The organism is Pacificibacter marinus (assembly GCF_018860505.1).
GTDB classification, from domain to species: domain Bacteria; phylum Pseudomonadota; class Alphaproteobacteria; order Rhodobacterales; family Rhodobacteraceae; genus Celeribacter; species Celeribacter marinus_B.
Genome location: NZ_JAHKPU010000019.1, coordinates 329,236 through 354,844, shown reverse-complemented (window position 1 = coordinate 354,844; position 25,609 = coordinate 329,236). Strand labels below are relative to the sequence as shown.

At 54.1% G+C, this 25,609-nt stretch carries 22 protein-coding genes; 14 read left to right on the top strand and 8 right to left on the bottom strand.

Going from position 1 to position 25,609, the window contains the following annotated elements; translation table 11 throughout:
- Positions 1 to 7: 7 nt before the first annotated feature.
- Complete coding sequence (locus KO503_RS06885; protein WP_215990802.1) at positions 8 to 715, bottom strand: glutathione S-transferase N-terminal domain-containing protein; 708 nt, start codon at positions 713 to 715, stop codon at positions 8 to 10.
- Positions 716 to 732: 17 nt separating this feature from the next.
- Positions 733 to 1,668, bottom strand: coding sequence for an alpha/beta fold hydrolase (locus KO503_RS06880; RefSeq protein WP_215990801.1), 936 nt, complete (start codon positions 1,666 to 1,668; stop codon positions 733 to 735).
- Between the two features lie 426 nt (positions 1,669 to 2,094).
- Between KO503_RS06880 and KO503_RS06875 the strand changes: the two genes are divergently transcribed.
- The 3 genes from KO503_RS06875 (at position 2,095) to KO503_RS06865 (ending at position 6,192) form a co-directional block, all read left to right on the top strand.
- Positions 2,095 to 3,279: an aminotransferase class I/II-fold pyridoxal phosphate-dependent enzyme gene (locus tag KO503_RS06875; protein ID WP_215990800.1), complete on the top strand. Its 1,185-nt coding sequence runs from the start codon at positions 2,095 to 2,097 to the stop codon at positions 3,277 to 3,279.
- Positions 3,280 to 3,400: 121 nt separating this feature from the next.
- The gene (gene folE2 / locus KO503_RS06870; RefSeq protein ID WP_215990799.1) at positions 3,401 to 4,507 is read left to right on the top strand and encodes a GTP cyclohydrolase FolE2; all 1,107 of its coding nucleotides are present in this window, start codon (positions 3,401 to 3,403) and stop codon (positions 4,505 to 4,507) included.
- A 236-nt stretch (positions 4,508 to 4,743) separates the two neighbouring features.
- The gene (locus KO503_RS06865; protein WP_215990798.1) at positions 4,744 to 6,192 is read left to right on the top strand and encodes a TrkH family potassium uptake protein; all 1,449 of its coding nucleotides are present in this window, start codon (positions 4,744 to 4,746) and stop codon (positions 6,190 to 6,192) included.
- Between the two features lie 115 nt (positions 6,193 to 6,307).
- Here the strand turns inward: KO503_RS06865 and KO503_RS06860 are convergent, their stop codons facing one another.
- Positions 6,308 to 8,047, bottom strand: a complete 1,740-nt coding sequence (locus KO503_RS06860; RefSeq protein ID WP_215990797.1) for a serine protease — start codon at positions 8,045 to 8,047, stop codon at positions 6,308 to 6,310.
- Positions 8,048 to 8,183: 136 nt separating this feature from the next.
- On the opposite strand from KO503_RS06860, the gene KO503_RS06855 reads away from it, so the two are divergent.
- From KO503_RS06855 to glmM, 9 genes are all read left to right on the top strand, one after another.
- Complete coding sequence (locus tag KO503_RS06855) at positions 8,184 to 8,333, top strand: hypothetical protein (RefSeq protein ID WP_215990796.1); 150 nt, start codon at positions 8,184 to 8,186, stop codon at positions 8,331 to 8,333.
- Positions 8,334 to 8,351: 18 nt separating this feature from the next.
- Positions 8,352 to 9,293, top strand: a complete 942-nt coding sequence (locus KO503_RS06850; protein ID WP_215990795.1) for a glycine--tRNA ligase subunit alpha — start codon at positions 8,352 to 8,354, stop codon at positions 9,291 to 9,293.
- Complete coding sequence (locus KO503_RS06845; protein ID WP_215990794.1) at positions 9,290 to 9,826, top strand: DUF6446 family protein; 537 nt, start codon at positions 9,290 to 9,292, stop codon at positions 9,824 to 9,826. The genes KO503_RS06850 and KO503_RS06845 overlap by 4 nt, the downstream gene beginning before the upstream one ends.
- Positions 9,827 to 9,844: 18 nt before the next feature.
- Positions 9,845 to 12,073 (top strand): glycine--tRNA ligase subunit beta, encoded by a 2,229-nt coding sequence (gene glyS, locus KO503_RS06840; RefSeq protein ID WP_215990793.1) that lies wholly within the window; start codon positions 9,845 to 9,847, stop codon positions 12,071 to 12,073.
- An 87-nt stretch (positions 12,074 to 12,160) separates the two neighbouring features.
- On the top strand, positions 12,161 to 14,725 hold the full coding sequence (locus tag KO503_RS06835; protein ID WP_215990792.1) for a putative PEP-binding protein: 2,565 nt from the start codon (positions 12,161 to 12,163) through the stop codon (positions 14,723 to 14,725).
- 190 nt (positions 14,726 to 14,915) lie between these two features.
- Complete coding sequence (locus tag KO503_RS06830) at positions 14,916 to 15,593, top strand: cell wall hydrolase (RefSeq protein ID WP_252730967.1); 678 nt, start codon at positions 14,916 to 14,918, stop codon at positions 15,591 to 15,593.
- Positions 15,594 to 15,736: 143 nt separating this feature from the next.
- Positions 15,737 to 16,660 (top strand): dihydroneopterin aldolase, encoded by a 924-nt coding sequence (locus tag KO503_RS06825; protein ID WP_215990790.1) that lies wholly within the window; start codon positions 15,737 to 15,739, stop codon positions 16,658 to 16,660.
- A 42-nt stretch (positions 16,661 to 16,702) separates the two neighbouring features.
- Positions 16,703 to 17,734 (top strand): dihydropteroate synthase, encoded by a 1,032-nt coding sequence (folP, locus tag KO503_RS06820; protein ID WP_215990789.1) that lies wholly within the window; start codon positions 16,703 to 16,705, stop codon positions 17,732 to 17,734.
- Positions 17,724 to 19,070: a phosphoglucosamine mutase gene (gene glmM, locus KO503_RS06815; RefSeq protein ID WP_215990788.1), complete on the top strand. Its 1,347-nt coding sequence runs from the start codon at positions 17,724 to 17,726 to the stop codon at positions 19,068 to 19,070. Before folP ends, glmM begins: the two co-directional genes overlap by 11 nt.
- Before the next feature lie 60 nt (positions 19,071 to 19,130).
- On the opposite strand, the gene KO503_RS06810 is transcribed toward glmM, so the two are convergent.
- From KO503_RS06810 to ilvC, 4 genes are all read right to left on the bottom strand, one after another.
- Entirely contained in the window at positions 19,131 to 19,523 is a 393-nt protein-coding gene (locus KO503_RS06810) for a hypothetical protein (protein ID WP_215990787.1), read from the bottom strand.
- Between the two features lie 116 nt (positions 19,524 to 19,639).
- Positions 19,640 to 20,101: a hypothetical protein gene (locus KO503_RS06805; RefSeq protein ID WP_215990786.1), complete on the bottom strand. Its 462-nt coding sequence runs from the start codon at positions 20,099 to 20,101 to the stop codon at positions 19,640 to 19,642.
- Between the two features lie 134 nt (positions 20,102 to 20,235).
- Entirely contained in the window at positions 20,236 to 20,709 is a 474-nt protein-coding gene (locus KO503_RS06800) for a tRNA (cytidine(34)-2'-O)-methyltransferase (protein WP_215990785.1), read from the bottom strand.
- Positions 20,710 to 20,873: 164 nt separating this feature from the next.
- Entirely contained in the window at positions 20,874 to 21,998 is a 1,125-nt protein-coding gene (gene ilvC, locus KO503_RS06795; protein WP_290122917.1) for a ketol-acid reductoisomerase, read from the bottom strand.
- 46 nt (positions 21,999 to 22,044) lie between these two features.
- Here ilvC and KO503_RS06790 point away from each other — a divergent pair, with 46 nt between their 5' ends.
- Together KO503_RS06790 and KO503_RS06785 are read left to right on the top strand one after the other, a co-directional pair.
- Positions 22,045 to 22,503 carry an Lrp/AsnC family transcriptional regulator gene (locus tag KO503_RS06790; protein WP_215990784.1) on the top strand — a complete coding sequence of 153 codons (459 nt, stop codon included), beginning with the start codon at positions 22,045 to 22,047 and terminating at the stop codon, positions 22,501 to 22,503.
- The gene (locus tag KO503_RS06785) at positions 22,500 to 22,958 is read left to right on the top strand and encodes an Lrp/AsnC family transcriptional regulator (RefSeq protein ID WP_215990783.1); all 459 of its coding nucleotides are present in this window, start codon (positions 22,500 to 22,502) and stop codon (positions 22,956 to 22,958) included. Before KO503_RS06790 ends, KO503_RS06785 begins: the two co-directional genes overlap by 4 nt.
- A gap of 70 nt (positions 22,959 to 23,028) precedes the next feature.
- Here the strand turns inward: KO503_RS06785 and pepN are convergent, their stop codons facing one another.
- A complete protein-coding gene (pepN, locus tag KO503_RS06780) occupies positions 23,029 to 25,584 on the bottom strand; it encodes an aminopeptidase N (protein ID WP_215990782.1) in 2,556 nt (851 codons plus the stop codon).
- Positions 25,585 to 25,609: the final 25 nt, after the last annotated feature.

The window sequence follows — 25,609 nt, the reverse complement described above, 5'->3', positions numbered from 1 at the left end:
TGAGCGGCTAAGGCTTTTTGTTGAACATGTTTTTCAACGCGTCTTTATCTTTCGTCGCATCTTTGCGTTTCTCAGCGCCCAAAGCGCGGCCTCTGATAACGCCTGGACGTGCAGCCATGGTGTCAAGCCAACGGGCCATATGCGGTTTGTCATCCAGCGTTTGCTGCTGGCCTTCCCACAAGCTGGCCCAACCCCAAATCGACATATCCGCGATGGAATAGAAATCACCAGCGACATATTCTGATTTAGCCAATTGGCGATCTAACACACCATAAAGCCGTGCGGTTTCATTGCGATAGCGGTCTTTAGCATAAGGCAGATCGTTGGGGGGATCCATCGCGGGGGCGTATTTCAAAAAGTGATGCGCCTGTCCTGCCATCGGGCCAAGTCCGCCCATTTGCCACATCAACCATTGATCCACTGCGATGCGGTCACGTTGCGTCGGGCCACAGAACTGGCCTGTTTTACGGGCCAGATATTGCAAGATCGCACCACTTTCAAAGATCGAAATCGGCGCGCCATCGGGGCCATCAGGATCGACGATGGCGGGCATACGATTGTTGGGGGCAATTTCCAAAAACTCCGGCGCAAACTGATCCCCTGCGCCGATATTGATGTAATGGGTGTTGTAGGGCAGGCCCAGCTCTTCGAGCATGATGGACACCTTCCAACCATTCGGCGTTGGCCAAAAATAAAGATCGATGGGATTGGACATAATGACTCCTTTTGGAGTTAGAATGTCGCCTTTTTGATGAATGGCAAGGAAATATGCGTATTCGGCCATGCAATAAGTCGTGACCACCGTGGGGTGCATTCTTGGGATAGTTGTGATCTCAATAGCCCTGCGGGTAGTAAATCCGGCGTGCGGATCAAAGCGGTGTAAAATGCAAACACACCGGGGCGCACATAGGCTGACCAATGGCAAATACGGCGATTGGGGGCGGCAATTTTAAACCCAAACCCGTGCAGCTTATTCAAGGTTTTTTCGTCATCTATCTGCACATCAATCCAATTGTGCGCAGCGCCATCAAGCCCCATGCCCAAAGCTGTATCAGATTTTTCTGCGCCCCCAATAAGCCGCTCCAGCAAGGCATCATAAAGGTCATTTTCGCGCGAGGTGATGTTGATGATATCAGCCGTTTGACCCGCAGGGCTGGCCAATGCCTGTATCGCATGGCTGCGAAAATCGGCGGCGGCGAGCAAAATAGCCCGCCGGATCATCCCTGCCTTTGCGCAAGCCAAAGCGCGCAATGCCACGCGTGCGCCAAGCGAATGCCCAACCAAATGGACGGGGCGATCCATCATGTCGATCAATTTGGCCGTTGCATTCCCAGCCAGACGCGCGGTCGAATATGCCTGCCAAATACTGCCCGTCGCGGCCCAGCCTAAAGCGATACACAGCCCTTCGTTTTCCATCCCACGCCCAAATCCCAGATGCCGCGGCCAACTCATGGCTTTCCAGCACGGTTTTGACGGATTGAGCGACAGAATATGTTGGTGAGGAGACTGCGTTTTATCCAATGGCGAAAATTTATATCCGTGGATGCAAATCACAATCGGCGCGTCTTTGGGCAAGGCTTTCAGCGCGGTTTGCAGCGCGCTATGTGCAGATCCGCCCCCATCCAATTCGGGGGTTCCATCGACCAAATTGAGGCTCAGCAAAGGCATAGGCGCGCTCCTTGAGTGGCCATCCAAGCGGCAAGTTCTGGAAAAAGGCGTCCAGAGGCAAAACCGCTGGGGCGTGTCGTCTGTCTATTTGAGAATGGATCGAGGATGCATCAAATCCGTGAAGGTTTCATTACATCGGCGTTACGCATTGAAACTTTTACGCATTTACCGGGAATGCATAGCCGCCAACCCCCAAAGTTTCCGTGTCATATATTGACAGGGCCGCCGCCTCTGGGTACCAAAACCTCAAGCACGTGGCGATTTGTTCACCGGATTGCGGGCCACGTTGGTGCAGTTGTTAAAACGTACCTTTAAACACACCGCTAAAGAGGTCAGGACGAGACGCTTATGCGACCCCCGCTCTTGATCACGCTGGTACCCCAGTGGGTCACTACGGGGGTTTTTTTGAATGCGAAGGAGCCTAAAATGGCGAAATCAGATTGGAAAATGCGCACGAAACTGGTGCACGATGGCACCCGTCGGTCGCAGTATGGCGAAGTGTCCGAGGCGATGTTTTTGACCCAAGGGTTTGTCTACGACACGGCTGAAGCTGCTGAGCAGCGTTTCATCGAAGTTGGATCAGACGAATTCATTTACGCGCGCTACGGCAACCCAACCACGCGGATGTTCGAAGATCGCATGGCGTCTATTTTGGGATTCGAGGATGCCTTTGCCTGTGCCTCTGGCATGGCGGCTGTAAACGGTGCATTGATGGCGTTGCTCAAGGCTGGCGATCATGTTGTGTCCTCAAGGGCATTGTTCGGCTCATGTTTGTACATTCTCGAAGACGTGCTGGCGCGGTTCGGTGTTGAGATCACATTGGTAGACGGTACCGACGCAGCCGCATGGGACGCCGCCATTCGCGATGATACAAAACTGGTGTTCTTGGAAAGCATTTCCAACCCGACCTTAGAAGTGATCGACCTGAAACATGTTTGTGATCTGGCCCATGCCAAAGGCGCTTTGGTTGTGGTCGACGATGCTATGGCGACACCGATTTTTTCCTATGCACAAAACTGTGGTGCGGATGTTGCGGTTGTGTCCACCACAAAGCATGTGGACGGGCAGGGGCGCGTTTTGGGCGGTATTATTGCCGCCTCACGTGATCTGATCCGTGGTCCGATTGAGGCCTACCTCAAACACTCCGGCGGCGCGATGAGTCCGTTTCATGCTTGGGTGCAACTCAAATCTTTGGAAACGCTTGATCTGCGTGTGCGTCAACAATCAAGCACCGCAATGGCGATTGCAGAAGCCCTTGATGGGCATCCAAAATTGAATGCCGTGCGGTTTCCAACGCATCCTGCGCATCCACAATATGAGCTAGCAAAGTCCCAAGGCGAAAGTGCGGGCACTGTTTTGGCGATTGACGTCAAAGGCGGCAAAGACGCCTGTTTCAAGTTTTTGAACGCGCTGGAGATTTTCACAATTTCCAATAACTTTGCCGACGCTAAATCCATCACCACGCACCCTGCAACCACCACACATGCGCGTTTGCCGGACGAGCAAAAAGCCACCTTGGGTATTTCACCTGGTTTGGTGCGCGTGTCTGCGGGGCTAGAAGATGCAGATGATTTGATTGCGGATCTGTTGGCCGCTTTGGATCAAATCTAGTTTGACTTGGCGCGCGGTGCCTTCTGCGCGCCAAAAATGACCTAAATGCATCGCGGGCGCGTACCCTTTGTATATTGGCGCAAAAGGCTTATATCAAACGGGTCTCTGAGGGGAAAAGCTCATGAATATTCGTGAAAGCCATATGGATAAAGACGCCAAACGCGCGGCTGCTGAGGCGGCACTTGAGGCATTGCGCGATTGGGCGCGGTCCTCGACGCCCACAGAAGTGGCCGAGCTTGACCCCGCGATTGCGAGGCTTTTGCCTGAAGCGCAAGATTTGGCCAATTACCCTGCGTTGCGCCGTGCTTATCCAGAAGATTTTTCTGTTGATGAAGCCTACCGTGACACCTTGCCGGATTTGCAAAACGGCCCTGAAAGCCTGATCAAGGGCGCCAAACAACATATTCAACATGTGGGCATTTCTAATTTTCGTCTGCCGATTAGATTTCACACCCGTGAAGGCGGCGACTTGACGCTTGAGACATCGGTGACGGGCACGGTATCGCTTGAGGCCGAGAAAAAAGGTATCAATATGTCGCGGATCATGCGGTCCTATTACAAACATGCCGAACGGACGTTTTCGTTTGATGTGATTGAGGCCGCGCTGGATGATTATATCTCTGATCTTGACAGCTTTGATGCGCGCATTCAAATGCGGTTTTCTTTCCCGATGAAAGTGCCATCTCTGCGCTCTGGCCTTGAGGGATATCAATATTACGATATCGCACTGGAGCTGGTGGAACGTGCAGGCGTGCGTAGCAAAATCATGCATTTGGACTATGTTTATAGCTCTACTTGCCCTTGCTCGCTTGAACTTTCCGAACATGCGCGCGCCACGCGTCAGCAATTGGCGACGCCGCATTCGCAACGTTCTGTGGCGCGGATTTCGGTTGAGGTTTTGCCAAACCAGACCTGTTTATGGTTCGAGGACTTGATCGATCTGTGCCGCTCTGCTGTGGCAACAGAAACTCAAGTCATGGTGAAACGCGAAGATGAACAAGCCTTTGCCGAACTGAATGCGGCCAATCCGATCTTTGTCGAAGATGCGGCGCGATTGTTTTGCGAGGCCTTGCAGGGCGAGGGGCGCATCGGTGATTTTCGCGTGGTGGCGTCGCATCAAGAAAGCCTGCATTCGCACGATGCTGTATCCGTGCTGACCGAAGGCGAGACCTTTGCTGCCGCCAGCCTTGACCCCAAACTGTTCAGCACACTGTTCCATGTTGGATAAGTGATCTGCAGCTGGGGTCGCAACCTATCCAAAACCTTTTGAATTTACGAGTTGCCCACACCTTCATATGGCCCAATGCCTAGACGGTGCTGAATGTGGATGTGATCATCCTGTTGCCCTGTGTGCGGCGTAGCGTTGCAACAGTTTCAAGCAATGAGATGGTTGTGCGGGGGCACATGGGCATCTTTTCCACTCGTGGCTTGACTTGGCCGCGATCAAAAGCCAAGCCTTGCCGAATGAACGATCTTAGACCTGTCGGATATGTTATTGGCCTGCTTGTGGCTGCCTTGGGCTTGACCATGTTCATTCCTATGGGCGTTGACCTGTGGGCTGGTAGTGGCGACTGGGCCGTGTTTTTTGCATCAGGGGTGATCACCTTTGTTGGCGGAGGCTCTATTGCGCTGGCCTGTTCCAATGGCGTATCGGACCGCCTGTCTATTCAACAGATTTTCTTATTAACAACAGCCATATGGATTGCATTGCCGATGTTTGGCGGCTTGCCGTTCATGTTGGGCGTGACCGAAGCCTCGCTGACAGATGCATTTTTTGAAGCCATGTCTGGCGTGACAACGACAGGGGCCACGGTCTTTTCGGGTTTGGATGAATTGCCACCTGGGATATTGTTGTGGCGGTCTATGCTGCAATGGTTTGGCGGCGTCGGTATCATTGTTGTCGCTATGGTATTCTTGCCTGAACTGCGTGTGGGGGGGATGCAGATTTTTAGGACCGAAGCCTTTGATACGGATGGAAAAGTCCTGCCACGCGCCGCACAAATCGCCAATCGCATTTCAAGTATCTACGTCGTTCTGACGCTGCTGTGTTACCTGTGTTATATCATCGTGGGTATGCCTGCGTTTGACGCGTTGAATCATGCGTTGACCACGATGTCGACTGGCGGGTTTTCGACCCATGATGCCTCATTCGGCGCGTTTCAAGGCCCCGCTGAATATGTGGCTGCGGTGTTCATGATTCTCGCGTCCTTGCCGTTTGTGCGTTACGTGCAGCTCTTACAAGGCACAGCCAAGCCGCTGTGGCGCGACAGTCAAATTCATGCTTATCTTGGTGTGATCTTTACCTTTGTCGGGGTTTTCACCGCCTATAGACTGATCGCCAACGGGGATCATTTGGAACATTCTGTGCGCGAAGGTCTGTTCAACGTGGTCTCGATCATTTCGGGCACGGGGTATGCTTCGGTTGATTATCAGCTTTGGGGCGCATTCCCGTCTGTGGGGTTCTTTTTCATCGGGTTGATTGGGGGCTGTGCGGGATCGACAGCTTGCTCTGTCAAAATCTTTCGTTACCAGCTTTTGATCGCCTCTGTGCGGGCGCAAATCCGCAAGATTCACTCACCACATGGCATTTTTTCCCCGCGATATCAGGGACGGCCGATATCGGAAGATGTGCTTTCGTCTGTCATGGCCTTTTTTAGCCTGTTTATTGTGTCACTTGGGATAACGGCTGTTGCACTCGCCGCGACAGGGCTTGATTTCGTGACGGCTATATCTGGCGCGGCAACGGCTTTGGCCTGTATCGGTCCGGGGCTGGGCGATATTATCGGTCCTGCGGGCAATTATGCGACGCTCAACGATCCCGCGAAATGGATATTGGCGATTGCGATGTTGGTGGGGCGTCTTGAGGTTATGTCGGTCTTCGCACTGTTCACCATTCGGTTTTGGCGCACTTAAGATATATGTCGCTGATCTATGGCGACCACCTATCAAAGGTTTCATAAAAAAGCCCCGCAAGACGATTGTCTGCGGGGCTTTTTTTAAGGCTGATTGAATGCGCTTCGATCTGCGGTCAGTTCCAGCAGCTCACCAAAGCGGTGATATCACGGCCAGTAGACACCAATTGCGCATCTGACATATCGCTGGTGTTTTCCGACGCGGTCATTGTTACGCCATTACCTGACAAAAACACCGCGATCTTTTCCATATCATGAGCAAAAGCAACATCATCTGGCAGAGCGCGGCCTGTGTCTGGTGTCGGAGCAAGCATGCCAACCACACCGCCGGTTGTCGCCAACACTGGCCCGCCGATTTCCCCTGGCAAAGCTGTCAAAGACAAGCGCAACACATCGGTTTCGCCCGCCAGTCCCACATGTTCTTGCATAATACCGTAGTTCAAAGAGGCCGCCCCTAGACGCCCGCCATAAGCATATCCTGAAACAGAAATTTCGGACTGCAGGCGCGGCAAGCGCATGTCGAAACCTGCATGGGTCGGCGGCGCAAGCGCATCATCCGGTGACAGCAGGGCCATACCGTTTTCATTTGCCACAACTTTGGCAGAATAGATGTCATCCAAGGTAATATTGGTGCATTGTTCGACAACTGAAGAAGATGTCAGAACATGCCCTTGGCCATCAACGTAAAACCCGGACCCTACCTTGTCGGGGCGACGAATCTCTAAGCCCGCCAATAGATTGATGTCTTGTGCTGCACCATCGCCATAGGCATCAGGTAGCACGGCGTCTGTGGCAGACCAATTGCGCATCGCGTCCAGTGCCATATCGCGGCGCTGGTCGTCCCCATTGGGCCAAATCAGCATAAAGCCTTTGACGTGACCCGATTGCAGGCGTGCTTCTGTGGTTGAGCTCAAGGTGTTGTCAGTGCCTGTCAGGGTAAAGCTTGAGGCTTTGCGTGATCTTGGGCCTTCCAAGGGGACGATATCCAGTGTCTGCATGATCTCATACAGGCCTGCCAGTGTGGCCTCGTCACCGGATTGCGAAATCAACAGAACTTCAACACCGCTGTCGTCTTTTGATTTGTACTTGGCAAACGGCGGCGCGTAGGCATCAAATTCGACCAAGCCCAATGGCAAGTCGATCATAAGCCCCGCAACCTCATCGTTCACAGGTGTAAGGCCGAGGCTTTGAACGAAGGCGCGATAGGTGCCGACAACCTCTGCACGCTGCGCTGTGGTCAAAACGCCAGTGGATTGATAGCCTTTGGACTCTTGCCATGCGGACATCGATCCGCGCGTGCCGCGCCCGAATGATCCGTCGATGGTGGATTTGTAAAAGCCAGCAAATTTCAATGCGACTTGCAATTCTTCGCGGCCAGCGCGATCCAATGTGCTTTCGGACCGACGGGCTTCAGCCACTGTTTCTTCGCGTGCGGGGGCGATGGTCACAGCCTCGGGGGAGGCTGAGGCTTGCGCTGGTGCCGTGGCGACTGGGGCCTCGACAGGGGCGGCAGGCGTTAACGCTGCCGCGCCGCCAACCGGCCAAAAGGGTTGGCGAAAGTTTGAGCCATCCACGATGAAACTGTCGCTTGGGATGAGGCCTTGGGCACGCAAAGAGCGACGGGCCGCTTCCGCATCCCCATCATCTGCATAAGGTCCAAGTGCAATGGCGTGCCAACGTCCCGCCAGTTTAAAACCCACGACGTTTGGCAATGTACCTGAATAAGTTCGAGCGGATTGTGTGGCTGTGGTCAAAGAGGGCTGTGCCTCGATTTGGACCCAAGCGTCGGCGAGTGCTGTGCCTGAATAAAGCGAGGCAACAAGCCCCATTTGGAGAGCAACAAAATAACGTGTCATATAAAACCCTGCGTCCTGTGTGAGCATTCCGCTCTTTTTCTTCGGGTAGGACAAGAAAGCAGACCGTCCTTAAGGTCAATATGTTGATACGCGTTTTTGATGGTTTTCCGTGAGATGCGTGTAAATGACGGGTCGGATGGCCACTCTTGGCGAAACTATCTTAGCAAAGCGCCGCAAAGAGGCGGTGCAGAGGTGGCTTTCGATTGACGCCCCCGCGTGGCTTGCCTATTTAAAACCCGCATTCCAGATCATCGGCGCGCGTCCCTTTGGCGCTGGCCTGACATAAGATTGGCAAGGGAACCCCATGTCGCAGACAGTTGATAAACCGCGCTCCTTTCAGGAGATCATCCTTAGACTTCAGGCTTATTGGGCCACAAAAGGCTGCGCTGTTTTGCAGCCCTACGATATGGAAGTGGGCGCGGGGACGTTTCACCCTGCGACGACCCTGCGTTCGCTTGGCACAAACCCTTGGGCCGCCGCTTACGTGCAGCCTTCGCGTCGCCCGACAGATGGCCGTTACGGTGAAAACCCCAATCGCTTGCAGCATTATTACCAATACCAAGTGGTGATCAAACCCAGCCCCAAAGACCTGCAAGAGCTTTACCTAGGCTCACTTAAAGCCATCGGTATCGATGCCGAGCTGCACGACATCCGTTTTGTCGAGGACGATTGGGAATCGCCAACACTTGGCGCATGGGGGCTTGGCTGGGAAGTTTGGTGCGACGGTATGGAAGTGTCGCAGTTCACCTATTTCCAACAGGTCGGCGGGCATGATTGCACGCCTGTCTCTGGCGAATTGACTTACGGGCTTGAGCGCTTGGCGATGTATATCCTCAGCGTGGATCATGTGATGGATATGCCATTCAATGACCCGTCCTCGCCCACACCGCTGACCTATGGCGATGTGTTCAAACAGACCGAGGAAGAATACGCCCGTCACAACTTTGATGCGGCCAATACTGACAAGCTTCTCAAAAACTTTGAAGAGGCCGAGGCCGAATGTCACGCTTTGCTGTCCGTGCCTGCGGATGATCCCAAAACTGGCAAGCGCATCATCATGGCGCACCCCGCTTATGACCAATGCATCAAGGCCTCACATATCTTTAACCTTTTGGATGCGCGCGGCGTGATTTCTGTCACCGAACGCCAAGCCTATATCGGCCGCGTGCGCACGCTCGCTAAAGCCTGTGCTGATGCGTTTGTGCAGACCAAAGCTGGGGGCTATATGCCCGAGGCCGCCGAATGAAGGGCTCCATCGTGTCAGGGGGGATCTTAGCAACAGCCGCGATATTTGGCGGGTTTTTATACTACAGCCAAGTCTATGCTTACTACGATCCGATCGAAGTCAGCTCGCCTGCCGCTGTGGTGTCTGCGACCACATTCGATGGCGTGTCTGAGGACATTTTGGCCGAAGATTTCGAAGGCATTGATGCCGACACTTCGCCGATCAAATACCGTTCTTGTTTCAAAACACCCTTGTCGCAGGCGATGATGACCGAAACATTTCAACCCCATGCCGCCCCCACACCTTTGACCGCGCCCAGCTGGTTTGGCTGTTTCGACGCCAAAACGCTTGAGGCCGATCTGGAAAGTGGTGCTGCTATGGCCTTTATGGGCACCGAAAACATCGTTTACGGCATCGACCGCGTTTTGGCCGTTTATGCCGATGGTCGCGCGTTCGCGTGGCATCAAATCAATACGTGTGGCGCGACCGTCTTTGACGGTGAACCCGCACCCGAAGGCTGTCCACCAGCCCCAGCCGCAAACGCTGGTCAGTAAGCCTAAAGGAACACCATTATGCCCGATCTTATGATTGAACTGTTCTCTGAGGAAATCCCCGCGCGGATGCAAAAACGCGCCGCTGAGGATTTGAAAAAACTGGTCACCAACGGACTTGTCGAGGCGGGTCTGACCTATGCCTCTGCTGGCGCTTTCGCCACGCCGCGCCGCTTGGCGTTGTCGGTTGAGGGCCTCTTGGCGGAAAGCCCCACCACGGTCGAGGAGCGCAAAGGCCCGCGGATTGATGCGCCCGAAAAAGCGCTTGCTGGTTTCTTGCGCGGCGCTGGTGTCGCCAAAGAAGACCTTGGCACGGTGGAAGAGAAAAAAGGCACATTCTATGTCGCCAAAATCACCAAGCAAGGCCGCGCCGCAGCCCCTATCATTGCCGAAGTGTTGGAAAAAGCGATCCGCAACTTCCCTTGGCCAAAAGCCATGCGCTGGGGCTCAGGTTCGCTGAAATGGGTGCGTCCTTTGCACTCTATCATCTGCATCTTGTCCGCCGAGGATGGCTCAGACGTTGTTGAATTCGACATTGATGGCATTGCCTCTGGCCGCTCTACACGCGGGCACCGCTTTATGGCGCCGGATGCTTTTGATGTGGTGTCTTTTGACGATTACTCCAGCAAGCTTAAATCCGCATATGTGATGCTGGACGCCACCGAACGCGCCGATCACATCTGGCATGACGCCACCAACCAAGCCTTTGCGCAGGGTTTGGAAGTCGTTGAAGATGCTGGCCTTTTGGCCGAAGTCGCAGGGCTTGTCGAATGGCCTGTTGTGCTGATGGGCAACATCGGTGCGGATTTCTTGGACTTGCCACCAGAGGTGCTGCAAACCTCGATGAAAGAACACCAAAAGTTCTTTTCCGTGCGCAATCCCAAAGCCACTGGTGGCGACACGGGGCGCATTGAAAAATTTGTCACCGTCGCCAACCGCGAAACCGCTGACCAAGGCGCGACCATTCTGGCGGGCAACGAAAAGGTTCTGTCCGCCCGTTTGGCGGATGCGAAGTTTTTCTGGGACAATGACATCCGCACTGTGGAACGCGAGGGGCTGGAGGCCATGTCTGGTCCGCTTTCAAACGTGACCTTCCACAACAAACTTGGCTCTCAAGCGGATCGTATTGGACGCATTGCTGCTTTGGCCCGTGAAATCGCGCCTATTGTGGGGGCTGACGCCGATGAGGCCGAACTGGCCGCGAAGGTCGCCAAGGCCGATCTATCGTCTGAAATGGTCTATGAATTCCCAGAACTGCAAGGCATCATGGGGCGCTATTACGCCAAAAAGGCTGGCCTTTCTGATGCTGTGGCTGACGCTTGCCGCGATCACTATTCGCCACTGGGTCCGTCAGATGACGTGCCAACAGACCCTGTGTCCGTTGCTGTAGCACTTGCCGATAAACTCGACACGCTGACAGGGTTCTGGGCGATTGATGAAAAGCCAACAGGATCGAAGGACCCGTTCGCGCTGCGTCGTGCGGCTTTGGGTGTTATTCGGTTGATTTTGGTGAATGAAGCTCGGTTGCCACTGTTGCGTTGCATCCATTCACAAATGAGGGTTTTAGCGCGCAAACAAATGAATACTCTGAACGCCGAATTTTTCCATAAATTGGAAGACTTCACTGAAGTTCTCGATTTGTCACTGGAGGTTCTTGGAACTGGAGATGTCTCGTTCGAAGGTTATGCCGACTGGCTTTCGGAAAAAAAGTTGCCAAATCCTCTGACTAATCTCCTCTCCTTCTTCCATGACCGCTTGAAAGTCTTCCTCAAAGACGAAGGCATTCGTCACGATGTGATCGATGCCTGTCTTGCGATGGATGGGGCTGACGACATCACTTTGCTGGTCAAACGTGCCCGCGCTTTGTCGCAGACGCTGGCCACAGAAGACGGTGCAAACCTGATCCAAGGGTTCAAACGCGCCAATAACATTTTGACGCAGGCCGAAGACAAAGATGGCGTGGAATACTCTTACGGTCCCGACATCAAATTCGCCGAAGACGACGCGGAAAAAGCACTGTTCGCAGCCCTTGATACGGCAGAAACGGCGATCAAACCTGCAATGGCGGCTGAAGACTTTGAGGGCGCAATGTCGGCCATGGCGGCGATGCGCGGGGCTGTGGATGCCTTTTTTGACGCGGTTCAAGTCAATTCAGACAATTCCGTGGTGCGCCGTAACCGTTTGAATCTGTTGGGACGCATTCGCGACATTTGTTTGTCGGTGGCCGATTTGACCAAACTCGACGGTTAAACGTGTAAAATCAGCGCGGGGCGTCACGTTTTGATTGCGCCCCGCCGCCATAGGCGCTTAATCTGTACCCTCAAAGGGAGCGCCGCAGTGCAGCAAAATAATGACAGTCTCGGGTATACCCGTATTCGCCGCGTGGCACCAATCGCCGTTAATACGCATGGCGGGCGGGCCAAATGCTTGCAACGCTTGGTGCGCCTTGATTTGCCGGTGCCTGAAACGGTGGCCTTGTCATTTGATGCGGTGCGCAAATTGGCCGATGGTCTCCCCCTTGATATCTCTGCCCTGCTGAAAACCTTTGGGGACGCGCCACTGCTGACTGTGCGCCCGTCAAGCGAAGACCCCGATTGGGGCGGTCCCGGCGCGATGTTGAATGTGGGCATGAACGAAGACCGTCATGCGGAACTGACCGCGACCCACGGGGCAGACACCGCAGACGCGCTTTACTTGCGATTTGTGCAAGCCTACGCCATTCATATTGAACGTTTGGACCCTGAAGAGTTCGAAAATGATAGTGCGACGCCTGTTCATCAGGCGTTGAAATCTGCGCTGGAAGCCTATGAAAACGAAACTGACGAACCGTTTCCGCAAGATGTCGATACGCAACTGATCAAAGTGCTGCGCTCTATGGCGCGTGCATGGTCGGGCACAACAGCACGTTTGTTGCGCCAAGCCAAAGGTGCCCCAGCGGATGCAGGTTTGGGGTTGATCGTGCAGGCCATGTCGCTTGGGGTCGGTCCCGGTGAAAGTGGCGCGGGCGTTATACAACTGATTGACGAAGAAACGGGCGCGCCCCTTATTCGCGGTCGCTACAAACGCCAAGCGATTGGCCGCAGCGCGCTGACGGATCAGGCAGACGTGATGTATCTGACCCAAGACACACGCGGCCCCTCGCTTGAGGTGGATTGCCCGAAGCTGTTCGAGCAGCTCACCACAATGACACAATTGTGCCGCGTCAAATTACGCGAAGAGATGCTGGTCGAGTTTATCATAGAAAACAACAAGCTGGTTATTTTGGACGCGGTGCGTGTTCAGCGATCAACACGCGCAACGCTGCGCTCGGCTGTGCAATTGGCCGAAGATGGTATCATTCCCAAATCCGACGCTGTGCTGCGCATTCAGCCGCGCTCTTTGACGGAACTTTTGCATCCACAAGTTGATCGCACTGCGCCAAGGTCGGCTTTTGCCAAAGGAATCGCGGCCAGCCCTGGCGGCGCTGTCGGGCGTTTGGTGTTTTCATCGGCAGCGGCACAAATCTCTGAGGCGCGTGGCGAGGCTTGCATCTTGGTGCGGCGCGAAACCGCGCCCGAAGACATTCGCGGCATGCATTCATCTGTGGGCGTTTTGACCGAACGAGGCGGCGTCACATCACATGCGGCGGTGATCGCGCGGGGCATGGGCGTGCCTTGCGTTGTCGGCGCATCGATGACGATCAATTCGCGCAAAAAGACGATTACGGGCGCAAACGGGCAGACCTTGAACGAGGGCGATATGATCACGCTCGATGGTTCGGCTGGCGAGGCTTTGATCGGCGAGACCAAAATGTTGCCGCCCTCGAAAGACTATTGGTATTTGCAATTGATGGAATGGGCAGACGCCATTCGTGACATCGATGTGCGCGCCAATGCCGACACGCCCGCAGACGCAGCTATGGCACGTGATTTCAAGGCGCAGGGTATCGGGCTGTGTCGCACGGAACATATGTTTTTCGAAGGCGACCGTTTGACGGCGATGCGCGAAATGATTTTTGCCGCCACTCATGAGGACCGCCAAGAAGCGATCTCGCGGCTGTTGCCGATGCAGCGCTCTGATTTTATCGAGCTGTTTCGCATCATGCAGGGGCAGCCTGTATGCATCAGATTACTTGATCCGCCCTTGCATGAATTTTTGCCATCAGACAGGGCAGGGGCCAAGGAATTGGCCGAGGCATTGGATTTACCGCTCTCTGACGTGACGCGCCGGATCGAGTGGTTGTCAGAGTTCAACCCGATGCTGGGGATGCGCGGCGTGCGGTTGGGGATTACCTTCCCTGAGATCTATGAGATGCAAGCGCGTGCGATTTTCGAGGCAACGATTGAGGCATCGAAGCTGGGTGACCCTGTTGTGCCTGAGATAATGATCCCGCTGGTGTCGGCGATGCGCGAAGTTGAGTTGGTCAAGACCTTGGTTGACGGTGTCGCTGCCGCTGTGCGCAACGAAAAGGGTGCAGAATTCACCTATCGCCTTGGGGTGATGGTTGAAACGCCGCGCGCGGCATTGCGTGCCCATGAGATTGCCCAACACGCGGCTTTCTTGTCATTTGGGACAAACGATCTGACGCAGATGGCTTACGGTTTATCGCGTGATGACGCGGGGCGTTTTATGAACGCTTATGTTCAGCAAGGTGTGTTTCCCGAAGACCCGTTTCACACACTTGATGTCGACGGTGTGGGCGAGCTTTTGACAATCGGTGCTGCGCGAGGTCGCAAGGCCTCACCCAAGATCGTCTTGTCGGTTTGTGGCGAACATGGGGGCAACCCCGAATCTATCGCCTTTTGTCGGGCGGCGGGATTCGATTATGTGTCTTGTTCTCCCTTCCGCGTCCCTGTGGCGCGCTTGGCAGCGGCACAATTGGTCGCAGCAGAAGAAAAGGCGACGCATTTTTCACGTAAGTGATTGATTCCTTGATGCTAAAAATAAATTTATCATGGCGCTTTATTGACTGAAAGCGCGCCATTTAGGCCGTTCTGCGCTTGCATTTGGGCGCTTGGGTGGACCTTTGTTTGTATTTAGCCTATGTCAGCGTCCGAAATACCGCGCTCTTGCTGCTTTTGTGAGCGCCTATGGAAAGATGATGACTTTGAAAATGACGCTCAGAACCCTTGCCCTAAGTGCTCTTATTGGGGCCGCTGCTTTGCCCTTTGGGGCACAGGCAGACGTCACTTTGAGCACTTCCAATGATCCAAACGCCTTTCTTGGCGCTCAGGTCTCTCAGCTTTTGAGCCATGAACGCGATTCCGTTATGGCCATCGAAACTGACACCGTCGCGCAGGTCTTGGCGAATTTCAAACCCACGGCCAAACCAACGGCCCCGATGCAGGTCGAGTACACAGGCGCGTTTTTAGCAGAGCAACCTGCGGCCAGCGGTGGAGAGAACTGGGAATGTTTGACGCAGGCTTTGTATTTTGAAGCGCGCGGCGAAAGTGTCAAAGGTCAGTTCGCTGTGGCAGAAGTGATCCTAAACCGGGCCTCGTCTTCGCAGTTTCCGAATTCTGTTTGCGGTGTGATAAATCAAGGGACGGGCAAAAAGTACCAATGTCAGTTCACATACACCTGTGACGGGCGTGCCGAAGTGATCACCGAGAAAAAATCTTGGACCCGTCTTGGTAAAATTGCACGTTTGATGCTTGATGGTGCGCCGCGTCGTCTGACGGATGGCGCCACGCATTATCATACGAAAGCGGTCAACCCACGTTGGGCGCGCGCTTTCCCGCGGACGGCGTCGATTGGCGTGCACTATTTCTATAGAATGCCGCGCGCTTAATCTTTGATCTATGACTGCGTTTTTTCCCCGCCTTTGTTGGCGGGGTTTTGCGTTTTTGGGGTATAATGGGCTTGGAGCAAGCGCCCAAACCCGATAGCAAGGCGCTAAAGATAGCGCGCCCTTTGCGCCCAACCAGAGCAGTCTTGATGTCCGATATACACCTCGCTTTTGACCACCCTGAATCGCGCGCAGCAGCTATGGCAGGCGACGCGCCGATGGATCGCATTTCTTTGCGCGACTTTGTGGTCGAGGTTGAAATAGGCGCATTTCAGGCCGAGCGCGGTGTCTTGCAACGGGTGAGTTTTAATATCGTTGTGGAATTGGCCCCCGTGACGGGGCCTATTGATGACGATGTCGACCGTATTTTGTCCTACGATGCGCTGACTGAGGCGATCCAATTCGAATTGGCCGCCGAGCGGTTAAACCTGTTGGAAACATTGGCCGAACGGATCGCAACACGTATTTTGACCGAACCGCGTGCCTTTAGGGTGTTTGTGCGTATCGAAAAGCTGGACCGTGGGCCCGGTGCTTTGGGCGTCGAAATCGTGCGTTCAGATGACCAAGCGGATAATCTTGCGACTGCTATCGACGCGCCTGTACCGCATCCCGTGATCGTATATTTGGGAGGGCAGGCGATTGTTTCATCGCAATTGCCAACGTGGATCGACGCGCTGGCCGCATTTGGTCAGCCGGTGATCATTGCGGTTGGTCTGCCCGATGGGACTTGGCCGCAAGCCACGACCAAACTGACCCAAAGACGGATCGATCTGCTGGCGATTGAACAAAATGCATGGACCTTGGCCGCGCGTGACCCGCGTTGTGTGGTACGGGCCTCACGCACCGAACTTGACTGGGCGATGAAGCACGATCAACTGTCGGTTTGGGCTCCCTCCAAAATGGTTCTGGATGCCGTTGACGGACCAAAGGGGACTGCGATTGACATGGCCGCTTGGTTGGGGTCGGAATTGAGCGCGACAGAGCTGTTGATCATGGGCGAAGAGTTGCCACAGGGCTGTAACATCCCGACACGCGCCCTTGACGTTGATGGTCCTGTTGCCCTCCTTTGATGGGACAACGGTTGCCCTCATATGAGGGACGTGAGGAGCCTTATGTCCAAGCTAAACTTGTATCACCGCCCCTTGGTCCAGCAAGGTCACACGCGTCCTGAGGGGGCTGTCGTTTTGGCCGGCGGGCCTTTGTGGTTTACCCATGTCGAAATTCTATCGCGCGAGACGTGCCCTCACATTATGGCTGCCGTGGATCTACCGAATGAGGTCTTGGGTCGCTTAACCAAGCCGCGTGCCGATATTGCAGGTCTTGATATGAGCCGCATCAACCTGATGGGCATTCTCAATGTGACGCCCGATAGTTTTTCGGATGGCGGTAAGTTCGAGAGCGCAGATGTGGCGATCGAACATGCGCTTGCGATGATAGAGGCCGGAGCGGATATTCTGGATATTGGCGGGGAAAGTACGCGACCGGGGGCGGCCTATGTTGCGCCTGATGACGAAATTGCCCGCACTGCCCCTGTGATTGCCGCCCTGCGCCAAGCCTGCGCTGTGCCGATCTCTATCGACACGCGCAAAGCGGATGTGGCCGCGGCGGCGCTTAAAGCTGGGGCCACACTGGTCAATGATGTTTATGCCTTTACGCATGATCCTGATTTGGCCCGCGTGACCGCAGTTGCGGGCGCGCCTGTGTGTTTGATGCATGCTCAGGGCGACCCTGAGGTGATGCAGGACAATCCCAATTATTCAGACGTGATATTAGACGTCTATGATTTTTTAAATGACCGCATTGAGGTCGCCGTGAGCGCAGGCATTGCACGCGATCAGATCATGATCGATCCCGGCATAGGCTTTGGCAAAACGATTGATCACAATTTACAAATTATGAACCGTATTTCTCTATTTCACAGTCTTGGCTGTCCGATCTTACTTGGGGCCTCGCGCAAGCGATTCATCGGCACCATAGGCAAGGAACCCAAAGCTGATGCACGCCTTGGCGGGTCGATCGCAGTGGCTTTGGCTGGGGCTGCGCAGGGCGTGCAAATCATTCGCGTTCATGACATAAAACAAACAAAACAAGCGCTTGATCTTTGGCAAGCGGTGAGTAGTGGAGAGTACCGAGATGTCCCGTAAGTTTTTTGGCACCGATGGTGTGCGTGGTCGCGCCAATTCAAACCCGATGACCGCCGAAATGGCGTTGAAACTTGGGGCCGCTGCGGGGCGGTATTTTCGCCGTGATGGCGGTGGCGCGCACCGCGTGATCATCGGTAAAGACACGCGATTGTCGGGCTATATGTTCGAGACAGCAATGACCGCTGGATTTACCTCTACAGGGATGAACGTGTTCTTGCTCGGCCCCGTACCGACGCCCGCAGTTGGAATGATGACCACCTCGATGCGTGCCGATGTCGGTGTGATGATTTCCGCCTCGCACAATCCAGCAGAAGACAACGGGATCAAGTTCTTTGGCCCCGATGGGTTTAAACTGTCTGATGAGGCCGAAATGGAAATCGAGCGCTTGTTGATGACAGATATCGAACCTGCTCAGGCCAGAAATATCGGACGGGCCAAACGGGTTGATGATGCACGGTTTCGCTATAATGAGCGGATCAAAAGCACTCTGCCACGCGGTATGACCTTGTCCGGACTCAAGGTCGTGGTCGATTGCGCCAATGGGGCCGCTTATAAAACCGCGCCAGAAGTGCTTTGGGAACTTGGCGCAGATGTTATCCCTGTGGGCACGGCGCCCAATGGTCACAATATCAACGACAATTGCGGATCGACATCGCCACAAACAGCCGCCGAAACCGTGATCGCCCATGGCGCTGATATGGGGATTTGCCTTGATGGTGATGCGGATCGCGTGATGATTTTGGACGAAAACGGCCAAGTTGCTGATGGCGATCAATTGATGGCGCTTTTGGCAAAAAGCTGGGCCGATCAGGGCAAGCTACAAGGCGGCGCTTTGGTGGCCACTGTGATGTCCAACTTGGGGCTTGAGCGATATTTGCAGGACCAAGGCCTGCGTTTAGAGCGCACCGCTGTGGGCGATCGCTATGTGGTTGAGCGCATGCGCCAAGGGGGATTTAATCTTGGGGGTGAGCAATCTGGCCACATCGTCATGACAGATTATGCCACCACAGGTGACGGCCTTTTGGCGGGTTTGCAATTTTTGGCGGCGATGATCGAGACGGGTAGAAAAGCGTCCGAGCTATCCAAAACCTTTGAAACCGTGCCGCAATTGTTGAAAAACGTGCGCTATGCAACGGGGCAAACGCCACTTGATAACGATGGCGTCAAACGCGCGATTGCCGATGCCGAAGCCAAACTGATGGGCAATGGTCGCCTGTTGATCCGCAAATCTGGCACAGAACCTTTGATCCGTGTGATGGCGGAAAGCCTGTCTGAGGCAACGCTGAACGCGGCAGTCGATAGTGTCGTTGCCGCCGTTGAAAGTGCCACGCGGTAAGCAGGCCAAATCCTAATGCCTCTGAGTGTCATTGCTCAGAGGCTGCCACCCTTTGAGGGTTTATTGTCCTGCAGAGTAGGGCGAGACGGCCATCACGCAAATCGCGTTGAGCAAGGTCCAGACCAAGGCCATGAATTTGTACACTTTGGCCATGATTTTGGTCCCTTTGCCGCTATCGCCCTTTGGTTTGGCAAGCCATACCGCGCGGGCGACGGCCAAGAGGTACAGGCCAAACATCACAAAGGCTGGTGCGATCAGGCCGTAAAAAAACGGCACAAATAGCATCACGATGACGATGGGCAAAAACAGCAATCCAGCCAGATAATTGCCCGCCCAGAATGTGTCGCCTAAGCCTTCGCGCCCTTGCAACAGGCTTTTCCAAAACGCCCATGTAAACATCCGCGCACGGTCGGCGTTGATTTGGGCAAGCTCTTGGTCTGTTGGGTTTGTCATCGGGCGATCCTTTGCAGCGTTGCGACACTTTGATCAGGTCTGCGCACTTTGGGCAAGATGGATCAGGTGCACGCGTTGTCGCGGGCGGACTTCATAAGATAGATATATTTGATCGGTTACTTGCCGAGCGGAACAGTCAGACCCGTGCCCACCACGCCGTAAACCCCGTCGTCGTCATACCCTGTGGCCACGTTTACAAAGAGATACTTGTGGTTCAGCTGAACCGAAGGCGCAAAGCCGGTAAAGCCCTCGCCTGTGGAATGAATATACGCGCCGACAATGCCCGCTTGGGTGTGCTCAGCTATGTCCCACATTTTCGCGACAGAGGCATGTAAGGCCGTGGCAGATTTACTGTCTTTATAAGCCCCAAAGCTATAATTCAAATCGCCCGCGCGTTCGACCCATGTGAAAATCAGGCCGGGATTGATTTCGTTGAAATCGGACTCCGACCACGACCCGAAATGGGTGGACGCCAATGGGATCTGCAGCACGTCAGGGGCGATTGATCCTTCAGCCAGTGTCAGTGTTGGGGCGAGTATAAGCGCCAGCGCTGTTAAAGATGTTTTGACCTGCATCATCGAAAACCTGCCTGGTTGAGTGTTTTCTTATGCCTATGCGAGGTTTGCGCAGTCTCAAACGCAAAATTGACCCGTGCCGTTGCATGATTTCAAAATGTTGCGCCTTTGGCGCGCATGGTCTGTCGTTTCGTAGATCAACCGCCCAGTTGAGAACGCATGGCTTGATAGATCACAGCCGTGGCGGTGTTCGCCAAGTTGAGCGAGCGCACAACGGGATTGCGCATCGGCAGATTGAAGACGCGATCTTCCATGCCGCTCAAGACCGTCTCAGGCAGACCTTTGGATTCACAGCCAAACACCAAATACCCGTCTTGGGGATAGTCAGGTTCGTAAAAACTTTGCGCACCGTGTTCTTCAAAGAAATGCAAGGCCTCGCGGGCTGGTTTGCGGTCGTCTAGAAAACTTTGCCAGTCGTCGTACTCGGTCAATTGCACATGCTGCCAATAGGTGGTGCCAGAGCGCCGCACGGCTTTTTCATCCAGTGAAAACCCTAAAGGCTTGATCAAAATCAGCTCCAACCCCAAAGCCACACAGGTCCGCCCGATGGCACCGGTGTTGTAAGGGATTTCAGGGGTCACAATGACCACTTTCATTTGCGGATCAGACATGAGGATTGGCTTTCTGTGGGGCAGGGCGAGGGAATGGCCTGTTGTTGGCCTTTGTTACCCAACTCAGACGGCATTCACAACGCGCAGTCTCGCAAGGGGGCATTTTCTAAACAAAAGGCCCCGCAAACTGCGAGGCCTTTCAAATGTCTTAGGTCGTAAAACGCTTAGTTGCGCTCTTTGTCGACCATTTTGCCGGCTGAAATCCAAGGCATCATGCCGCGGAGTTTCGCGCCTGTTTCTTCGAGCAGGTGTTCGTCGTTTGCACGGCGAGACGCTTTCAAAGTTGGCTGGCCAACTGCGTTTTCCAACATGAAGTCACGCACGAATTTACCGGATTGGATGTCTTCGAGAACGCGTTTCATTTCAGCTTTCGTGCGATCGTATGGGATCACGCGTGGGCCAGTGACGTACTGACCGTATTCAGCTGTGTTCGAGATGGAGTAATCCATGTTCGCGATGCCACCTTCGTAGATCAGGTCTACGATAAGTTTCACTTCGTGCAGACATTCAAAGTAGGCCATTTCAGGTGCGTAGCCAGCTTCGACAAGTGTCTCAAAACCACAACGGATGAGGTCAACAACACCGCCACACAGAACAGCTTGCTCACCGAACAGGTCAGTTTCACACTCTTCGCGGAAGTTTGTTTCGATGATGCCAGAACGACCACCGCCGATAGCGGAACAGTAAGACAGACCAACTTCAAGCGCTTTGCCAGATGCGTTGGTGTCAACAGCCACAAGACAAGGCACGCCGCCGCCTTTTTGGTATTCGCCGCGCACTGTGTGACCTGGGCCTTTTGGCGCCATCATGATCACGTCAACGCCTTCTTTCGGCTCGATCAAGCCGAAGTGTACGTTCAAGCCGTGTGCAAACGCGATGGCTGCACCTGGTTTGATGTTGTCGTGCACGTATTTTTTGTATGTCTCAGCCTGAAGCTCGTCGGGCATTGTGAACATGATCACATCACACCAAGCCGCCGCTTCGGCGATGCCCATAACTGTCAGGCCTTCAGCTTCACATTTCTTGGCAGAGGAAGAGCCCTCGCGAAGTGCGACAACAACGTTTTTTGCACCAGAGTCGCGCAAGTTCAGCGCGTGCGCGTGGCCTTGAGAACCGTAGCCCAAGATGGCAACTTTTGCTTCTTTGATGAGATTTACATCGCAATCGCGATCGTAATAAACGCGCATATCGGCGCTCCTTTTATTGAGTTCAGTCGTGTTGAATCGTCTGAGAGCGACAATAGTGAAAACGCCGCCAAGTGCGAGTTCAAAATTTGACCTATTATGCATATTTGTGTTAAATTCATTCTTGAAAATATACATATGTGAATAAATCATGCCGATAGACGATACAGACCGTAGGATTTTACGACAATTGCAAGCCGATCCTGAAGAATCCGTAGTGATTTTGGCGGCACGCGCAGGGGTGACAGGGGCCACGTTTGCGCGCCGTGTCGAAAAGATGCGTGAGACGGGCGTGATCCGCGCCATTCACGACCAAGTCAATTGGCAGGCTCTTGGGTATGCGGTCGAGGTGTCATTGCGCTTTACACTGGATAAAACCGAACCCCGCGCCTTTGATGAATTCATAGCCGCTGCACGCGAAGTGCCTGAAGTGATTTCAATAGGTACGTTTTTGGGGCAAGTGGATGTGCGATTGCTGATCATTGCGCGCGATATGCCAGATTACCAACGCCTGTATCGTGACCACATTTTAACGTTGCCGCATATTTCTGACATTGAGGCGCTGATGCATGTGGCGCAGGTGAAAGAACGCCAAGAGGTGCCCTTATGACGCTTGAGTTGGACGAAATCGACCGCGCTTTGGTGCGCGCCTTATGTGAAGATGCCACGCAATCGGCAGGGGCATTGGGGCGCGACTACGGTCTAAGTCAGCCAGCCACGTGGCGGCGGATCAAGCGACTGCGCGAGGCGGGCGTTTTCGGCCCGCGCCGCGTTGATTTGAACTTGGAAAAGTTGGGCTTTGGGGTGACCGTGTTTTTAGGCATCAAGCTGGCCACCAAAGGACGTGTGTCTTTGGAAAACCTTGAACGCGCTGTTTCGGCTATTCCTGAGGTGCAAACCGTACAGCATGTTTTGGGAGTCTATGACTATCGCTTACGTGTGGTGGCGCAGGATTTGCCCGATTTTGAAAGAGTACTGAGGCGGCGGATTATGACATTGCCAGGTGTGGGAAATGTCGAGGCGAATGTCTTACTGTCCGAAGAACGTCGTATAGGACCACTTTGAGGTCAAAACCACTTTTGGCACCTCCCCCGCCATAGCTTAGAAAGCTCTGATAGACGGGGGAGGCTGCGTGTTAGGCGCCTAAAATGCGCGTTACCATCTCGGTGGTGTCGCCGCTCAGGCCTTCTGTGGCCAAAATGCGTTTCAGCTGACTTTTGATCATGTCCTGACGATCCGCATCATAGCGTTTCCACGTCTCAAACGCGCCACACATGCGTGCTGTAGTCTGCGGGTTCAGCGGGTCCAATTGGATCAGCCAGTCTGCCAATAATTTATACGCAGCGCCATCAGGGGCATGAAAACCGCCATGATTGCCCGCAAGCGCACCAAATACGGCGCGGAAACGATTGGGATTTTTCATGCTAAAATCAGCGTGTTCCGTCAATGTCTCGGCGATGCGTGCCGCGTCCAAAGGTGCGGCCGCTGCCACCTGCATCATGAACCATTTGTCCATCACCAGACGGTCGTGGAACCACTGCGCATAAAAGCTCGCCAGCTCTTCTTGGCCAATGCCCGCAGATAAAAGCGCGGTCAAAGCACCAGCCTGCTCGGTCATATTATCGGCTGTCTCGAACAGGTTTTGCGCGGCAGTCCCTTGGTCATTTAAGGTCAGCAGCGACAGAACCGCCATGCGCAAGGACCGTTTACCAGACCCATCCGCATCAGGCTTGAACGCGCCCGCATCGTTGGCGGCATAAAGCGCGGGCAGATCGTCTTTCAACTCGGCTGCCAAGATATGGCGCAGATTTTCACGCGCCTCGTAAATCGCCATCGGATCAGGCGTCACACCCGCATCGAACAGGGTCTGCGCCATGTCATCTTGTGATGGCAAAGCCAGACATAGCGCGCGGAAGGCAGGGTCTTTGGTCGCATCGGTGACCATAGATTTCAACGCATCCAAGTAATCGCGTGCGGGCTCGACACCGTCAACGATCATCGCCACAAGCGTATCTTTCGCCAGCATCCGCCCCATTTCCCATGTGTTGAACGGGTCGGTGTCGTGGGCCAGCAAAAAGGCACGGGTTTTGGCATCCATGTCTCGTTGTAAAATCACGGGCGCGGAAAAATCGCGCAGGATGGACGCAATGGGGCGCTCGGATAGGCCGTCAAACGTAAAGCTCTGCACGCTTTCGGTCATTTCCAACACGGTGCTTGGCACAACCTCGGTGCCATCAGGGGCAATCAACCCGACCATAATCGGCAGAACTTGTGGTTTTTTAACCTCTTGGCCTGGTGTTGCGGGGGTGCTTTGAGTGAAGTTTAATGTGAGCGTGCCATTGTCCCATGTCTCGTTCACAGTCAGGCGCGGCGTGCCCGCTTGGGAATACCATTGTGCGAAATGTGCAAGATCGCGACCTGTGACCTCTTCAAAAACCTTGATCCAATCTTCGATGGTGACAGCCTGGCCGTCATGACGATCAAAATAGAGCGTACAACCTTTGTAATAAGCTTCATCCCCGATCAAGCGGCGCAACATGCCGATGACTTCAGCACCTTTTTCATAAACCGTAGCGGTGTAGAAATTGTTGATCTCGACAAAGCTTTCAGGGCGCACGTTATGGGCCAAAGGACCGTTGTCTTCGCGGAACTGGCGCGCGCGCAATTGCAGAACTTCTTCAATCCTTTTAACGGCATGGCTGCGCATATCGCCTGAGAACATCTGATCGCGGTAGACCGTCAGGCCCTCTTTGAGACACAACTGAAACCAATCGCGACAGGTGATGCGATTGCCAGTCCAGTTGTGAAAATACTCATGGGCGATGATGCCCTCGACCCGTTCAAACGTGGCATCCGTAGAGGTCTCAGGCGAGGCCAGAACACAAGACGAATTGAAGATGTTCAATCCCTTGTTTTCCATCGCGCCCATATTGAAATCATCTACAGCGACAATGTTGAAGATGTCCAAGTCGTATTCACGCCCATAAACGCGTTCGTCCCAGCGCATTGAATCGATTAAAGCCTGCATCCCAAAGGCACATTTGTCTTCGTCGCCTTTGCGCACATAGATATTCAGATCGACATTTTTGCCCGACATCGTGGTGAATGTACCGGAATGCGCCAGCAGCTCGCCCGCGACCAAAGCAAACAGATAAGCGGGCTTGGGCCAAGGGTCATGCCATTCCGCCCAGCCTGCGCCCGCAGCTTGCGGATTGCCGTTGGACAGCATCACCGGCAGATCGGATTCCACGCGCACGGTGAAGACTGCCATCACGTCGGGACGGTCGGGGTAGTAGGTGATTTTGCGAAAGCCCTCGGCCTCGCATTGGGTGCAATACATGCCAGAGGACATATAAAGCCCTTCAAGCGCCGTGTTGGTTTCAGGTGAAATTTCGACCTCGGCTTCAAACGTGAAAGGGGCATTCGGTAAATCAGCTTGTTTCACAGTCAGGTGCGTGTCTGTGACCTCATAAGCTACAGGCGCGCCGTCCACGGTTACAGATTTCAGTGAAAGTTGTTCGCCATTGAGGATCAGATCACCAAGGTTATTTGTATTCGGCGTAAAGACGATTTTCGACTTTACCCGCGTGGCACGAGGGGCCAAGGCAAAAGTCAGGTGCACGGTCTCAACCCAGTGGTGAGGCTCGGCGTAGTCTTTGAGAAAAATAGTTTGTGGGGCGAGGGCTGTCATATAGGGGCTTTCACTTTGAAATGCG

What these genes read in the sequence shown, in the direction of transcription:
- KO503_RS06885 (WP_215990802.1), bottom strand. Translation starts at nt 715, where the DNA reads ATGTCCAATCCCATCGATCTTTATTTTTGGCCAACGCCGAATGGTTGG.
- KO503_RS06880 (WP_215990801.1), bottom strand. Translation starts at nt 1,668, where the DNA reads ATGCCTTTGCTGAGCCTCAATTTGGTCGATGGAACCCCCGAATTGGAT.
- KO503_RS06875 (WP_215990800.1), top strand. Translation starts at nt 2,095, where the DNA reads ATGGCGAAATCAGATTGGAAAATGCGCACGAAACTGGTGCACGATGGC.
- folE2 (WP_215990799.1), top strand. Translation starts at nt 3,401, where the DNA reads ATGAATATTCGTGAAAGCCATATGGATAAAGACGCCAAACGCGCGGCT.
- KO503_RS06865 (WP_215990798.1), top strand. Translation starts at nt 4,744, where the DNA reads ATGAACGATCTTAGACCTGTCGGATATGTTATTGGCCTGCTTGTGGCT.
- KO503_RS06860 (WP_215990797.1), bottom strand. Translation starts at nt 8,047, where the DNA reads ATGACACGTTATTTTGTTGCTCTCCAAATGGGGCTTGTTGCCTCGCTT.
- KO503_RS06855 (WP_215990796.1), top strand. Translation starts at nt 8,184, where the DNA reads ATGGCCACTCTTGGCGAAACTATCTTAGCAAAGCGCCGCAAAGAGGCG.
- KO503_RS06850 (WP_215990795.1), top strand. Translation starts at nt 8,352, where the DNA reads ATGTCGCAGACAGTTGATAAACCGCGCTCCTTTCAGGAGATCATCCTT.
- KO503_RS06845 (WP_215990794.1), top strand. Translation starts at nt 9,290, where the DNA reads ATGAAGGGCTCCATCGTGTCAGGGGGGATCTTAGCAACAGCCGCGATA.
- glyS (WP_215990793.1), top strand. Translation starts at nt 9,845, where the DNA reads ATGCCCGATCTTATGATTGAACTGTTCTCTGAGGAAATCCCCGCGCGG.
- KO503_RS06830 (WP_252730967.1), top strand. Translation starts at nt 14,916, where the DNA reads ATGACGCTCAGAACCCTTGCCCTAAGTGCTCTTATTGGGGCCGCTGCT.
- folP (WP_215990789.1), top strand. Translation starts at nt 16,703, where the DNA reads ATGTCCAAGCTAAACTTGTATCACCGCCCCTTGGTCCAGCAAGGTCAC.
- glmM (WP_215990788.1), top strand. Translation starts at nt 17,724, where the DNA reads ATGTCCCGTAAGTTTTTTGGCACCGATGGTGTGCGTGGTCGCGCCAAT.
- KO503_RS06810 (WP_215990787.1), bottom strand. Translation starts at nt 19,523, where the DNA reads ATGACAAACCCAACAGACCAAGAGCTTGCCCAAATCAACGCCGACCGT.
- KO503_RS06805 (WP_215990786.1), bottom strand. Translation starts at nt 20,101, where the DNA reads ATGATGCAGGTCAAAACATCTTTAACAGCGCTGGCGCTTATACTCGCC.
- KO503_RS06800 (WP_215990785.1), bottom strand. Translation starts at nt 20,709, where the DNA reads ATGTCTGATCCGCAAATGAAAGTGGTCATTGTGACCCCTGAAATCCCT.
- ilvC (WP_290122917.1), bottom strand. Translation starts at nt 21,998, where the DNA reads ATGCATAATAGGTCAAATTTTGAACTCGCACTTGGCGGCGTTTTCACT.
- KO503_RS06790 (WP_215990784.1), top strand. Translation starts at nt 22,045, where the DNA reads ATGCCGATAGACGATACAGACCGTAGGATTTTACGACAATTGCAAGCC.
- KO503_RS06785 (WP_215990783.1), top strand. Translation starts at nt 22,500, where the DNA reads ATGACGCTTGAGTTGGACGAAATCGACCGCGCTTTGGTGCGCGCCTTA.
- pepN (WP_215990782.1), bottom strand. Translation starts at nt 25,584, where the DNA reads ATGACAGCCCTCGCCCCACAAACTATTTTTCTCAAAGACTACGCCGAG.